The following is a 13,744-nucleotide window of genomic DNA, read 5'->3' on the forward strand; positions in this document are numbered from 1 at the left end:
GTCAGATCCGGGTCCCGGTCTTCGCCGCCAGGCGGAGGTAGACGCCCGCCGTGATCGCGAGCATCACCGCGTAGGCGCCGACGAACCAGCCGAGCGCCGTCGTGTAGTCGCCGAACGTGGTCTTGGAGTAGCCGAGCAGCTGCGGGATGACGAACCCGCCGTAGGCGCCGATCGCCGAGATGAGGCCGAGGGCTGCCGCCGCGGTGCGCTGGGCGCCGATCCCGTCGCCGCCCCTCTCGCGGGCGCGGAGGGCGAAGACGGTGGGGATCATCCGGTAGGTCGCGCCGTTGCCGATGCCCGCGGCGGCGAAGAGCACCAGGAACCCGAGCAGGAACAGCCAGAAGCTGCCCAGCGGCAGCGTCGCGATGACCCCGAGGATGCCGGCGCCCATGGCGATGAACGCCGCGATCGTGACGGGGGCGCCGCCGAAGCGGTCGGCGAGCCGGCCGCCGTAGGGGCGGGCGAGCGAGCCGACGAGGGCTCCGAGGAAGGCGAGGGTCAGGGTCGCGGAGCCGACGGTGAACTGCGAGTACTCGGGGAAGGTGTCGGCGATGAGCTTCGGGAACACCCCGGCGAAGCCGATGAACGAGCCGAACGTGCCGATGTAGAGCACGGCGAGCAGCCACAGGTGCGGTTCGCGCAGCGCGGCGAGCGAGGCGGCGACGTCGGCCTTCGCGGCGGAGAGGTTGTCCATCCGCTTGTACGCGCCGATCATCGCGACGACGATCAGCGGCACCCAGATCCAGCCCGCGAGCGGCAGGTTGAGCGTCGCGGCGGCGCCGATCGTGATGGCGATCGGCACGATCAGCTGCGCGACGGAGGCGCCGAGGTTGCCGCCGGCGGCGTTCAGACCCAGCGCGTAGCCCTTCTGGGCGTGCGGGTAGAAGAAGGTGATGTTGGCCATGGAGCTCGCGAAGTTGCCGCCGCCGAAGCCGGCGAGCGCCGCGACGAACAGCATGACTCCGAAAGGAGTGCCGGGGTTCCCGACCGCGAGGGCGAGGCCGATGCTCGGGATCAGCAGGAGCCCCGCCGACACGATCGTCCAGTTGCGGCCGCCGAAGCGCGGGACCATGAACGTGTAGGGGATCCGGAGCGTCGCGCCGACGAGGCTCGGCATCGAGATGAGCCAGAAGATCTCGCCGGTCGTGAAGTCGAAGCCGGCAGCGGGCAGCTGCACGACCACGACCGACCAGAGCTGCCAGACGACGAAGCCGAGGAACTCGGCGAAGATCGACCAGCGCAGGTTGCGGGCGGCGACCGAGCGCCCCTCCGCCTCCCACTGCGTCGCGTCCTCGGGGTTCCAGCCGTCGATCCAGCGGCCCGGCCGGCGGATGAGGCCGGAGTCGGTGATCGGGGCGGGAATGGTGGCGGTGGTCGGCGGTGCAGCGGTCATCGTGTTCCTCCGGGGAGTGGGCGGCGCGCGCGAGGGCGCGCTCGGGAAGGGGAGGTGGAGCGGTGGTGGTGTGGGAGGGAGCGTCAGGCGTTGCGGCCGAACAGCTCCGAGACGATGTCGACCAGCTCGCGCGCGGGCGCGTCGACGGCCGTGAGGAGGGGAGCGGACGTGAGGTCGCCGCCGGCCGCGACGGCGAGGCCGGCGAAGTACCCGGGCGCGAGCAGGTAGGTCGCGACGGCGACCCGGGAGCCGGGGTGCGCAGCGCGCTCGGCGGCCACGGCCTCCGGTACTCGCGGCTCCGCAGCCGAGATGAAGGAGACGCTGACGTCGCGGCCGAGCTCGGCGGCGAGGAGGCGCCCCGTGCTCCAGCAGTCGGCGACGGCGCCGGAGTCGCTCGACCCGGCGGCCGCGAGCACGACGCGGTCGCCGTCGGCGAGCCCCGCCTCCTGCAGGCGGCGGGCGAGCACCCGGGCGAGTCGCGGGTCGGGGCCGAGTGCGCCCGACACGCGGACGGGACGCTCCGCCTCCGCCGCCGCCTCGGCGAGGTCGACGTGCACGTGATAGCCGGCGGAGAGGAGCAGCGGCACCACGACGGCGGAGCGGCCCGGCTCGAGGGTGCCCAGAGTCGCCGGCACGTCGGGCTGCTGCACGTCGACGAACGAGTCGAGGACGTCGACGGCCGGATTCGCGCGCCGCACGGCCTCGACCAGGGCGGCGACGGCCCGGCGGCCGTCGTCGTCCGAGGTGCCGTGCGAGGCGGCCACGAGCGCGGTCCGCTGCGCCACCTCGATGACGCCGTCGACCTCGCGCACGCTCCAGGTCGCGAGGTGCAGGCTCTCCTTCGTGTAGCACCGGCCCGTCTCGAGGTCGAAGACGTCCTTGTGCAGGGGCGAGGCGATCGTCGGCCGCTGCACGCCGTCGACGCTGCGGGATCCGACGATGCCGCGCGAGAGCACGGCCGCTCCGGTCGCGGGGTCGAGGTTCGAGACGGCGAAGACGCGGCCGTCGGGCACGAGGAACAGCGCGAGCTGCACGCCGCCGACCAGGGCGGCCTCTCCCCAGAGCGGCTCGAGCTCGAGGAGGCTGCAGACCGGCGCCCAGGTCGTGGCGGGGGCGAGGGCGAGTGCGGTCACGGTCGCGCCTCCTCTCCGGTTCGGGGGTCCGCTTCCGATCGGAGGCGGTGAGGCCACGGTAGAGAGCCCACGTTTCGCGGGAGCACGCGGCAGGAGTCACCTGCGTAACGAACCTCTCACGGCGGCCGATCGCGGCCGAGAGGCGCCGGTCACACAGCGTTACGTCGGGGCAACGGCGGCGAAACCCCGCGTGCCTACGGTGGAGTGCATGACCCCAGCGATCCCCGCAGCACCCCGACGCGTGCTCGTCGTCGGCGCCGGCCCCGCCGCGCACCGCCTCGTCGACGCGCTCGTCGCGCGGGCCTCGACTCCGCTCGACATCACCGTCTTCGGCGAGGAGGCTCACCACCCCTACGACCGCGTCGCGCTCTCGAAGCGCCTGGAGGGCACTGTCGACCTCACCCTCGGCGACGGTGCGCTGTGGGAGTCGGCCCGCCTGGTCACCTCCTCCCGCGTCACCGCGATCGACCCCGACGCGGTCCGCGTCGAGCTCGCCGACGGTCGCCTCTTCGACGGCGACGAGATCGTGCTCGCCACCGGATCCTCCGCCACGGTGCCGCCGATCGAGGGCGCCGAGCACGGCCGCGTCTACCGCACCCTCGAGGACGTGGACTCGCTCGTCGAGGATCTCGCCGCGTTCCGCCTCCGCAGGGGCCGCCCGGCCAACGTCGTCGTGGTCGGCGGCGGCCTCCTCGGGCTCGAGGCCGCGGGAGGCGCTCACCGGCTCGGCGCGCGCACCGCGCTCATCCACTCCGGCCGCTGGCTGATGAGCGCCCAGCTCGACGAGGGCGCAGGCCAGGCCCTCGGCCGCATCATCACCGCGCAGGGCGTCACCCTGCACCTCGGCACCAGGCCCACCGCCGTCCTCACCTCGCCCACCGGCACGGTGCTCGGAGTGACGATGACCGACGGCAGCACCATCAGCGCCGATCTCGTCGTCTTCTCGATCGGCATCACCGCCCGCGACGAGCTGGCCCGCGCGGTCGGCATCGAGACGGCGCCCCGCGGCGGCGTCGTGGTCGACGAGGCGTGCCGCACCAGCCGCGCGCACGTCTGGGCGATCGGCGAGGTGGCGGCGATCGACGGCCGCACCGTCGGGCTCGTCGCGCCGGCCAACGCGATGGCCGAGGTCGTGGCCGACCGGCTCCTCGGCGGGGACGCGACCTTCCCGGGCGTCGACGACGCGACGAAGCTCAAGCTCTCGGGAGTCGAGGTCGCCAGCTTCGGCGACGCGCTCGGAGCGAGTGGCGGCGCGCTCGAGGTGGTCTACGCCGACCCGGCCCGCGGGCTGTACCAGAAGATCGTGGTGTCGGACGACGCCCGCACTCTGCTCGGCGGCATGTTCGTCGGCGACGCGGGACCCTATTCCTCCCTGCGGCCGCTGCTCGGCCGTGAGCTGCCGGCCGAGCCGAGCGCCTACCTCGCGGCGGCCGGGGGAGAGGCGCCGTCCGGCGATCTGCCCGACGACGCCCAGCTCTGCTCGTGCAACAACGTCTCGGTCGGCGACGTCCGGCACGCGATCGGCGAGGGCTGCACCGAGCTCGGCCCGCTGAAGGCCTGCACCCGCGCCGGGACCCAGTGCGGCTCGTGCGTGCCGCTGGTGAAGAAGCTGCTCGACACCGAGCTCACCCGCGCCGGGGTGGAGGTGTCCCGCGCCCTCTGCGAGCACGTGTCGCTCAGCCGGAGCGAGCTGTTCGAGTCTGTGCGGATCCTCGGCCTGCACTCGGCCGAGCAGGTGATGGAGCGCTTCGGCTCCGGGCTCGGCTGCGACGTCTGCAAGCCCGTGATCGCCTCCGTGCTCGCGACCCAGACCAACGCCTACATCCTCGACAAGGGCCAGGCGCCGCTGCAGGACACCAACGACCGCGCCCTCGCGAACATGCAGAAGGACGGCACCTACTCGGTCGTCCCGCGCATCCCCGGCGGTGAGATCACCCCCGCGAAGCTCAAGGTGATCGCCGAGGTCGCCGAGCAGTACGGCCTCTACACGAAGATCACCGGAGGCCAGCGGATCGACATGTTCGGCGCCCGCCTCGAGCAGCTCCCCGAGATCTGGCGGCTGCTCGTCGACGCCGGCTTCGAGTCCGGGCAGGCCTACGGCAAGTCGCTGCGCACGGTGAAGTCGTGCGTCGGCTCGACCTGGTGCCGCTACGGCGTGCAGGACGCGGTCGGCATGGCGGTGTTCCTCGAGGAGCGCTACCGGGGGCTCCGCTCGCCGCACAAGTTCAAGCTCGGAGTGAGCGGCTGCGCTCGCGAGTGCGCCGAGGCCCGCGGCAAGGACATCGGCGTGATCGCGAGCGATCTCGGCTGGAACCTCTACGTCGGCGGCAACGGCGGCTACCAGCCCGCCCACGCGCAGCTGCTCGCGCAGGATCTCGACGACGAGACCCTCGTGCGCTACATCGACCGCTACGTGATGTACTACGTCCGCACGGCCGAGCGCCTGCAGCGCACCGCGCGCTGGCAGGAGGAGCTCCCCGGAGGGCTCGAGCACGTGCGCGACGTGGTCTGCGCCGACTCCCTCGGGATCGCCGCCGAACTGGAGGCCGCCATGGCGACGCACGTGGACACCTACGTCGACGAGTGGGCGGCGACCCTCGCCGATCCCGACCGGCTCCGGCGCTTCCGCTCGTTCGTGAACGCGCCCGACACCGCGGATCCGCGAGTGGCGACCGTGCGCGAGCGCGGGCAGTCCCGGCCGGCCTTGCGCGACGAGCGGCCGGACGGGCCGGTGCTGGTGGCCGGCACGACGATCCCGATCGGGCCGGGTGCCGTGGCGCCCGCCGCGTCCGTGACGGAGGCGTGATGCAGCTCTCGCTCGATCTCACCGGCCGCCGCGTGCTCGTCGTGGGCACCGCCTCCGGAGCACGCCGCGTGCTGGCCCGCTACCGCGCCGCCGGCGCGATCGTCGCCCGAGCGCAGGAGTGGCTGGACCTCGCCTGGCGGCCGGATCTCGTGGTCTGGGTCGAGGGCTCCGCGTCCCTCCGCGCGGTCGTCGACCGTCACGGGATCTGGACGGTGGATGAGGCACCCGCCGCGCTGCGCTCCGTCGGCCGTGTCAGCATCGTCGGCGGAGGCCCCGGCGACCCCGAGCTGATGACGCTCGCCGCCCACCGCGCCCTCCGCGAGGCCGACGTCGTGCTCTTCGACCGCCTCGGCCCGCACGACGGACTCGCCGAATGGGCCCCGGGCGCCGAGCTCATCGACGTCGGCAAGACCCCCGGCCACCACGCCGTCCCGCAGCACGAGATCGAGCGGCTGATGGTGTCGCGCGCCCTCGAGGGCCTCGACGTCGTGCGCCTCAAGGGCGGCGACCCCTTCGTCTTCGGCCGCGGGTCGGAGGAGGTCCGCGCCTGCCGCGCGGCCGGCGTCCCGTTCACGATCGTCCCCGGAGTCACGAGCGCGATCTCGGTCCCGGCCGCCGCGGGCATCCCGGTGACGCACCGCGAGGTGAGCCGCGCCTTCACCGTGGTCTCGGGTCACGCCCCGTTCAGCGACCAGGAGCTCGGCCACCTGGCAGGACTCGGCGGCACGCTGGTCGTCCTGATGGGCGTGAACACCCTCCCGCATCTCGTCGCGGGTCTGCAGCGCGCGGGGATGACCGGCGACATGCCGCTCGCGATCGTCGAGCGCGGCTGGTCGCGCGACCAGCGCACCACGATCACCTCGGTCGGAGGCGTCCTCGGACTGCTCCCCGACCTCGCCCCGCGCTCGCCCGCGGTGATCGTCATCGGCGAGGTCGTCCGGCAGGCCGTGTGCGATGATGCCGGGGATCCCGAGAGCATCGCCCGCGCGGTCGATGCCCTCACCACCTGAGAGGCCGACGATGACCGACCTCGACCCGTCCCCGGGATTCCGCCCCGACCAGCTCGACGGCTTCCGCATCGGAGTCACATCCGACCGCCGATCCGAGGACCTGATCGCCGCGTTCGAGCGCCGCGGTGCCGACGTGACGCACGCGCCGACCATCCGGATGCGCGCGATCGACACCGAGGGCGTGCTCGAGGACGAGACCCGCGCGATCATCGCGGCCCGGCCCGACGTGCTCCTCGCCACGACCTCCTACGGCCTCCGCCGCTGGCTCGAGGCGGCCGACGCCGCCGGCCTCGAGCTCACCGACGCCCTGTCCTCGGCCCGCATCCTCGTCCGCGGACCCAAGGCACGCGGAGCGATCCGCGCCGCCGGCCTCGACGACCACGGCATGAGCGAGCGCGAGACCACCACCTCCCTCGTCGATCTGGCCCTGCGCGAGGGGGTCGAGGGACGCACGATCGCCGTGCAGCTGCACGGCTTCACCGACCCGGCGCAGCTCGAGAGGCTGACCCGCGCGGGAGCGACCGTGCTGACCGTCGCCCCCTACCGCTGGACCGCGCACGAGGACTCCGCGCGCGTCCTCCGCCTGATCGATGCGATCTGCGGAGGCGGCATCGACGCGGTCACCTTCACCAGCGCCCCCGCGGTCGACGCCCTCTTCACCGTCGCCGAGGCGGCCGGCCGCCTCGACGACCTCCAGGCCGCCTTCCGCGAGACCGTCGTCGCCGCCGCCGTCGGCCCGGTCACCGCCGCCCCGCTCGTGGAGGCGCAGATCCTCCCGATCGTGCCCGACCGATTCCGGATGGGCGCCCTCATCCGCCTCCTCTGCGAGCACCTCGAGCAGTCCGCCCCCCGCATCGACACGGAGTACGGGACCCTCGAGCTGCGAGGCCGCCACGCGATCCTCGCCGGCACGCGCGTCGCCCTCACCCCGGTCGCCCTCGCGCTGTTCCGCACGCTCGTCGCCGCGGAGGGCGCGACGGTCGCCCGATCCGTGCTCGCCGCCTCCGCCCCCGAAGCCCTCGACGACCACGCCGTCGACGTCGCGATCAGCCGCCTGCGCCAGGCTCTGCCGGAGCCGCGGGTCGTGGCGACGGTGATCAAACGCGGCTACCGCCTCTCCACCCCCCTCTAGGTCCGCGGGCCTCCGCACGGTGATCTGCGGCGTTGTCGTCGGGCGCGATACCGCCGGTATCGCTTCCTCCTCCGCCTTGCAGCTCACCGCGCGGAGGCCCGCGGACACCCTTCAGGCGGGGCGAGGTGAAGGCGAGGGGGGGCGAGGCCTTCGGCCCGCCAGGTTCGGAGGGTGGGGCTTCGGAGGGTGGCGAGGCCGGCGGCCCGCCGGCGACGGGGCGGGGCTTCGGTAGTGGGCGCGCCGTTTCGTCGAGTGGACGCTGGACGGGGTGTGCGCGAGGCGCGGAGCCCGGTTGGCGTCTGTTCGGGTGGGGAGACGGGTGCGAGTGGACGCGCGCGGGGGGCTGTGGGGCGGTCGGGTCCCCGTTGGTGTCGTCTCGAGGTTCAGACATGAGACCGGGCCTTCGAGTGGGCGCTGGTTGGGGTCTGCGGCCGAAGGAGAGCCCAGTGCGGGACCGTTCGCTAGTGAGTCGGGGATGAGTGAACCCGTAGTGGGGTTTGAAAGGGCCCCAGAGAACGGTACGCGTCGTCTCGCGGACCGGCCCAGGACCGGGACCGGGACCGGACCGGGACTCCGTGCGAGGGAGAGCAGACACGCAGTGACGGTGTGCAGCGGTCAGACGGAGGGGCGCCAGCCGTGCGCGAAGAGTGCGCGGCGGACGCGGTCGGCGCAGCCGAGAGGGTCTGCATCGAAGGAGGTGGCGGCGATCCGCACCGGTGTCCACCCGGCGGCGGCCAGACGCTCGTAGCGCACGAGGTCCCGATCCCACTGCGCTCGGTCGGTGCGATGGTGGTCGCCCTCGTACTCGACGGCCACTTTCCATCGGGGGAACAGGAGATCGATCCTGCCGATCAGCCCTTCTGCATCGAAGACCTCGCGGTTCAGCTCGGGCTCGGGGAGCCCGGCCGTCGAGAGGACGAGGCGGAGGAGGGTCTCGCGTCGGGATTCGGCGCCCTCCCGGACGAGGTCCAGCGCCCGCCGAGCCGCGCGGGCGCCCCGTCCCTCGTAGCGTTCGACCCGCCTCCGCATCTCGCGCAGCGGCACCCATGGCCGGGTGTCCCCGCCGCGCGGGTGGACGGGAGTCAGGACGAGGGCGTCGCCGACCGCGACCAGATCGTCCAGCGAGAGGACCGAGGCGAGCTGCACGAACAGACTCGCCCCGTCAGCGAGGAGGAGACCGCCCCGACGCACACCGCGCAGCTCCGGATCGGCGATCGAGTGTCCGGTGATGCCCCGGCCGCGCGGGGCGTGCGCAGGAGGCCTCACTGCGACATGGAGCGACTCCTCCGGATGCTCAGCGGGCAGATCGAGCGGCCAGAGTCTCGCGGCCGTGATCCCGCAGAACACCGAGCGCTGCATGACGGTCGCGTAGGCGCGAGCACGTTGCTCCACGGTCACGGCCTCGCCTCTCGGCACGCGCACCCCGCGGAAGGGAGCCTCCAGGTCGCGCGCCCGCAGCCGCTCCGCTCCGATGCCCGCCGCTGTCGCCTCCGCAACCGAGAACGCCCGCCCCGCGAGCGCAGGGGGGAGTGGTGCGGGACGGGGCATCGCGCCAGCCTGCCTGATTCGACTCGTTCCCGTTCCGGTTCTCCACAGGGGTCACGCGAAGGGGTGCGAAACGGGCTCCGGGTCGTTCGCAGACCCCATCTGGAGACCATTCGCCTCGGCAGGGCGGGCTGCGGCGCGCCCTGCCACACTGGGGCGCATGAGCAGTGCAGCCCTCCGCGTCGTGATCGCCCCCGACTCCTTCAAGGGGTCGGCGACCGCCGTCGAGGTGGCGGAGGCGCTCGCCGCCGGCTGGCGCGAGGCGCGGCCGGCTGACGAGCTGGTGCTCGCGCCGATGGCCGACGGCGGAGAGGGCACGGTCGACGCGTTCGCGGTCGCGGTCCCCGAGGCGCACCGCCACAGCCTCACCGTGACCGGGCCCGATGACCGGCCGGTCGAGACCGCGTGGCTGATGCTCCCGGACGGGACCGCCGTGGTCGAGCTCGCGTCGGCCAGCGGGATCACGCTGCTCGACCCGCTCCGCCCGCTCACCGCGCACACCCGCGGCTTCGGGCGGGTGATCGCCGCCGCCCTCGATGCCGGAGCGCGCTCCCTCCTCCTCGCGATCGGCGGCAGCTCGTCGACCGACGGCGGCGTCGGTGCCCTGCGCGAGCTCGGCGCGCGCTTCGTCACCGTCGCGGGCCACGATCTCGGCGACGGAGGCGGCGCGCTGCACGAGCTCGCGGCGGTCGACCTCCACGCGCTGCGGCCCGTGCCGAGCGGCGGGGCGCGCATCCTGAGCGACGTCACGAACCCGCTGCTCGGCGACTCCGGCGCGGCGCATGTGTTCGGGCCGCAGAAGGGCGCGACCCTCGACGACGTCCTGCGCCTCGACGACGGGCTGCGCCACCTGGCAGCCCACCTCGACGCCGACCCCGAGGAGGCGGGCACCGGGGCCGCGGGCGGAACGGGCTTCGGACTCCTGGCCTGGGGTGCGCGCCTGGCACCGGGCTCGGCCGCCGTGGGAGAGGCTCTCGGCCTGCCGGCGCTGGTCGGGGGTGCCGACGTCGTGATCACCGGGGAGGGGCGCTTCGATGCGCAGTCGATGGCGGGCAAGGTGCCGTCGTACCTGCTCGGGCTCGCGGAGGCGGCCGGCGCGCGGGCGCTGCTGGTCGCCGGAGCGGTCCGGGCCCCCACCACGGGCTTCGCGGCGGCTGCGTCGCTGACCGAGGCGGCAGGGTCCGCCGCTGCCGCCATCGCGGACCCGCTGCCCCACCTGCGCGCCGTCGCGCGGGATCTCGCAGGCCTGGTCTGACGGCGCGCCCGACCGCCGCCGATGTCGGTGGTCGGGCCTACCGTTCGAGCATGGACACGGACTCTCGTCGACCCCTACATGTGGTGGTCGACGTGCGCCCGCGACCCCGGATGTCGGGAACAGCGACACGCCGACGAGCGTTGTACACAGGGAACCCCGAACGCTCCTCCACAGCGGTGGATAACTCTCCGCGATCCGCGTCCTCCCGCGGATCCACGGGCTCCGGCCTGTGGATGGATCGGGGACGATCGGTGGATAACTACACGAATGTAATTACTATCCCTAGTGGGCACCCGTCGGGCGCCCCCCTATATGTAGTATTGCTGAGCAGGTCGAAGCGAACGCCCCACCGGCGTCCCGCACCACCGCACACGTACCACCCACGACCGTCTCCCACCCCGATCGGCACGCCGCCGGGAAGCCTTGGAGCCGGCCCAGGACACCCTCCCGGAAAGGACGACACGCATGGCCGTGACGGTCTACACCAAGCCCTCCTGCGTTCAGTGCACGGCGACCTACCGCGCCCTCGACAGCAAGGGCATCGACTACGAGGTGTTCGACCTCTCCGTCGACGAGAAGGCCCTCGAGGCCGTCAAGGCCCTCGGCTACCTGCAGGCGCCGGTCGTCATCACGGACGACGATCACTGGTCCGGCTTCCGCCCCGACAAGATCGCGACCCTCTGAGGCACCTGAGCGGCGATCTGCGGCGTTGTCGTCGGGCGCCGTAGCGCCGCTACGGCTTCCTCCTCCGCCTTGCAGCTCACCACTCAGGCACCTCAGAGGGGGTGCTGGTGGGCAGTGACACAACTTCGTCGGTCCGGGTGAGCGGGCTCCGCCCCGGGCCGACGACGGATCCGCATCGGCGGGTCGGCACGACACGAAGAACGGGCAGCGAAGGGAGCGCACGATGAGCGGACTCGTGTACTTCTCGAGCAGCTCGGGCAACACGCACCGCTTCATCGAGAAGCTGGGGCGGCCCGCGCTCCGCATCCCCCTGCACGCCAGGCGCGACGGGACGAAGCTCGACACGCTCCACGTCGAGAAGCCCTACGTGCTCGTCCTCCCCACCTACGGCGGCGGCAACGGCGGGGGAGCGGTCCCCAAGCAGGTCATCCGCTTCCTCAACGAACCGGGCAACCGCGCCCAGCTCCGCGGCGTCATCGGCGCCGGCAACACGAACTTCGGTGAGGCCTACTGCCTCGCCGGCGACATCATCGCCCGCAAGTGCGAGGTGCCGCACCTCTATCGATTCGAAGTATTCGGAACACCCGACGACGTCCGCGCCGTCGACGAAGGATTGGACACGTTTTGGACGCAGCAGTGATCGACGCTCCCCGCGACGCCGCACAGATGGACTACCACTCGCTCAACGCGATGCTGAACCTCTACGGCCCGAGCGGAGAGATCCAGTTCGACAAGGACCGCGAGGCGGCTCGCGAGTACTTCCTGCAGCACGTCAACCAGAACACGGTCTTCTTCCACACGCTCAAGGAGCGCCTCGACTACCTGGTCGAGAAGGAGTACTACGAGCAGGCCGTCCTCGATGCGTACTCGTTCGACTTCATCCAGGAGCTGAACGACCTCGCCTACTCCAAGAAGTTCCGCTTCGCGACCTTCCTCGGCGCCTTCAAGTACTACACCTCGTACACGCTGAAGACGTTCGACGGCAAGCGCTACCTCGAGCGCTTCGAGGACCGCGTCGTGATGACCGCCCTCGGCCTCGCCCAGGGCGACGAGAAGCTCGCCATCGCCCTCGTCGAGGAGATCGTCGCCGGCCGCTTCCAGCCCGCGACCCCGACCTTCCTCAACACCGGCAAGGCGCAGCGCGGCGAGCTCGTCTCGTGCTTCCTCCTCCGCATCGAGGACAACATGGAGTCGATCGCCCGCGGCATCAACTCGGCGCTGCAGCTCTCCAAGCGCGGCGGCGGAGTGGCGCTCTCGCTCTCCAACATCCGCGAGGCCGGTGCGCCGATCAAGCAGATCGAGAACCAGTCCTCGGGCATCATCCCCGTGATGAAGCTCCTCGAGGACAGCTTCAGCTACGCGAACCAGCTCGGTGCCCGCCAGGGCGCGGGCGCGGTGTACCTCTCGGCGCACCACCCCGACATCCTGCGCTTCCTCGACACCAAGCGCGAGAACGCCGACGAGAAGATCCGCATCAAGACGCTCTCCCTCGGAGTCGTCGTGCCCGACATCACGTTCGAGCTCGCGAAGAACAACGAGGACATGTACCTCTTCTCCCCGTACGACGTCGAGCGCGTCTACGGCGTGCCCTTCGGCGACGTGTCGATCTCGGAGAAGTACCGCGAGATGGTCGACGACCCGCGCATCAAGAAGACCAAGATCTCGGCGCGCGAGTTCTTCCAGACCATCGCCGAGATCCAGTTCGAGTCGGGCTACCCCTACATCGTGTTCGAGGACACGGTGAACAAGGCGAACCCGATCAAGGGCCGCATCAACATGTCGAACCTCTGCTCCGAGATCCTCCAGGTCAACACCCCCACGACCTACAACGAGGACCTGTCCTACGCCACCATCGGCAAGGACATCTCGTGCAACCTCGGCTCGCTGAACATCGCGCTGACCATGGACTCGCCCGACTTCGGCCGCACCATCGAGACCGCGATCCGCGGCCTCACCTCGGTGTCCGACCAGTCGCACATCACCTCCGTGCGCTCGATCGAGGACGGCAACGACAAGTCGCACGCCATCGGCCTCGGCCAGATGAACCTGCACGGCTACCTCGCCCGCGAGCGGATCCACTACGGATCCGAGGAGGGCATCGACTTCACGAACATCTACTTCTACTCGGTGCTGTTCCACGCTCTGCGCGCCTCCAACAACCTCTCGATCGAGCGCGGCACCACCTTCGAGGGCTTCGCCGACTCGAAGTACGCCTCGGGCGAGTTCTTCGACACCTACACCGAGAAGGAGTGGGCACCCTCGACCGAGCGCGTCGCCCGCCTCTTCGCCGAGGCCGGCATCGCCGTCCCCACCCGGGACGACTGGCGCGCGCTCAAGGCCTCGGTCATGGAGCACGGCATCTACAACCAGAACCTGCAGGCCGTCCCGCCGACCGGCTCGATCTCGTACATCAACAACTCGACGTCGTCGATCCACCCGATCGCGTCGAAGATCGAGATCCGCAAGGAGGGCAAGCTCGGCCGCGTCTACTACCCGGCGCCGTTCATGACGAACGACAACCTGGAGTACTACCAGGACGCGTACGAGATCGGCTACGAGAAGATCATCGACACCTACGCCGCGGCGACGCAGCACGTCGACCAGGGACTCTCGCTCACGCTGTTCTTCAAGGACACCGCGACCACGCGCGACATCAACCGCGCGCAGATCTACGCCTGGCGCAAGGGCATCAAGACCATCTACTACATCCGTCTCCGCCAGCTCGCGCTGGAGGGCACGGAGGTCGACGGCTGCGTCAGCTGCATGCTGTAGCGTCCGACCCCCGA

General features: G+C 71.7%; 10 protein-coding genes. 7 read left to right on the forward strand and 3 right to left on the reverse strand.

Annotation, left to right across the window (positions count from 1 at the left end):
* Window position 1: 1 nt before the first annotated feature.
* Window positions 2-1,393, reverse strand: a complete 1,392-nt coding sequence (locus tag GRS96_RS07700; protein ID WP_159988176.1) for an MFS transporter — start codon at window positions 1,391-1,393, stop codon at window positions 2-4.
* Between the two features lie 83 nt (window positions 1,394-1,476).
* The gene (gene nirD, locus GRS96_RS20835) at window positions 1,477-2,526 is read right to left on the reverse strand and encodes a nitrite reductase small subunit NirD (RefSeq protein ID WP_159854199.1); all 1,050 of its coding nucleotides are present in this window, start codon (window positions 2,524-2,526) and stop codon (window positions 1,477-1,479) included.
* Between the two features lie 208 nt (window positions 2,527-2,734).
* Between nirD and nirB the strand changes: the two genes are divergently transcribed.
* From nirB to GRS96_RS07720, 3 genes are read left to right on the forward strand one after another with little or no spacing between them, the layout of a single operon-like run.
* Window positions 2,735-5,332, forward strand: coding sequence for a nitrite reductase large subunit NirB (gene nirB, locus GRS96_RS07710; protein WP_159988177.1), 2,598 nt, complete (start codon window positions 2,735-2,737; stop codon window positions 5,330-5,332).
* Window positions 5,332-6,342, forward strand: a complete 1,011-nt coding sequence (gene cobA / locus GRS96_RS07715) for a uroporphyrinogen-III C-methyltransferase (RefSeq protein WP_159854195.1) — start codon at window positions 5,332-5,334, stop codon at window positions 6,340-6,342. The genes nirB and cobA overlap by 1 nt, the downstream gene beginning before the upstream one ends.
* 10 nt (window positions 6,343-6,352) lie before the next feature.
* Window positions 6,353-7,474, forward strand: a complete 1,122-nt coding sequence (locus tag GRS96_RS07720; protein ID WP_236553583.1) for a uroporphyrinogen-III synthase — start codon at window positions 6,353-6,355, stop codon at window positions 7,472-7,474.
* Window positions 7,475-8,089: 615 nt separating this feature from the next.
* On the opposite strand, the gene GRS96_RS07725 is transcribed toward GRS96_RS07720, so the two are convergent.
* The gene (locus tag GRS96_RS07725) at window positions 8,090-9,022 is read right to left on the reverse strand and encodes an endonuclease domain-containing protein (RefSeq protein ID WP_204162055.1); all 933 of its coding nucleotides are present in this window, start codon (window positions 9,020-9,022) and stop codon (window positions 8,090-8,092) included.
* Window positions 9,023-9,179: 157 nt separating this feature from the next.
* On the opposite strand from GRS96_RS07725, the gene GRS96_RS07730 reads away from it, so the two are divergent.
* From GRS96_RS07730 to nrdE, 4 genes are all read left to right on the forward strand, one after another.
* Window positions 9,180-10,274 (forward strand): glycerate kinase, encoded by a 1,095-nt coding sequence (locus GRS96_RS07730; RefSeq protein WP_159988178.1) that lies wholly within the window; start codon window positions 9,180-9,182, stop codon window positions 10,272-10,274.
* 465 nt (window positions 10,275-10,739) lie between these two features.
* Entirely contained in the window at window positions 10,740-10,958 is a 219-nt protein-coding gene (gene nrdH, locus GRS96_RS07735) for a glutaredoxin-like protein NrdH (RefSeq protein ID WP_068255139.1), read from the forward strand.
* Between the two features lie 223 nt (window positions 10,959-11,181).
* Window positions 11,182-11,598, forward strand: a complete 417-nt coding sequence (nrdI, locus tag GRS96_RS07740; protein ID WP_159988179.1) for a class Ib ribonucleoside-diphosphate reductase assembly flavoprotein NrdI — start codon at window positions 11,182-11,184, stop codon at window positions 11,596-11,598.
* A gap of 26 nt (window positions 11,599-11,624) precedes the next feature.
* On the forward strand, window positions 11,625-13,730 hold the full coding sequence (gene nrdE / locus GRS96_RS07745) for a class 1b ribonucleoside-diphosphate reductase subunit alpha (RefSeq protein WP_159854818.1): 2,106 nt from the start codon (window positions 11,625-11,627) through the stop codon (window positions 13,728-13,730).
* Window positions 13,731-13,744 lie beyond the last annotated feature (14 nt).

The sequence above is a fragment of the Rathayibacter sp. VKM Ac-2803 genome (genome assembly GCF_009807175.1).
GTDB lineage: Bacteria > Actinomycetota > Actinomycetes > Actinomycetales > Microbacteriaceae > Rathayibacter.

What these genes read in the sequence shown, in the direction of transcription:
- GRS96_RS07700 (WP_159988176.1), bottom strand. Translation starts at nt 1,393, where the DNA reads ATGACCGCTGCACCGCCGACCACCGCCACCATTCCCGCCCCGATCACC.
- nirB (WP_159988177.1), top strand. Translation starts at nt 2,735, where the DNA reads ATGACCCCAGCGATCCCCGCAGCACCCCGACGCGTGCTCGTCGTCGGC.
- cobA (WP_159854195.1), top strand. Translation starts at nt 5,332, where the DNA reads ATGCAGCTCTCGCTCGATCTCACCGGCCGCCGCGTGCTCGTCGTGGGC.
- GRS96_RS07720 (WP_236553583.1), top strand. Translation starts at nt 6,353, where the DNA reads ATGACCGACCTCGACCCGTCCCCGGGATTCCGCCCCGACCAGCTCGAC.
- GRS96_RS07725 (WP_204162055.1), bottom strand. Translation starts at nt 9,022, where the DNA reads ATGCCCCGTCCCGCACCACTCCCCCCTGCGCTCGCGGGGCGGGCGTTC.
- GRS96_RS07730 (WP_159988178.1), top strand. Translation starts at nt 9,180, where the DNA reads ATGAGCAGTGCAGCCCTCCGCGTCGTGATCGCCCCCGACTCCTTCAAG.
- nrdH (WP_068255139.1), top strand. Translation starts at nt 10,740, where the DNA reads ATGGCCGTGACGGTCTACACCAAGCCCTCCTGCGTTCAGTGCACGGCG.
- nrdI (WP_159988179.1), top strand. Translation starts at nt 11,182, where the DNA reads ATGAGCGGACTCGTGTACTTCTCGAGCAGCTCGGGCAACACGCACCGC.
- nrdE (WP_159854818.1), top strand. Translation starts at nt 11,625, where the DNA reads ATGGACTACCACTCGCTCAACGCGATGCTGAACCTCTACGGCCCGAGC.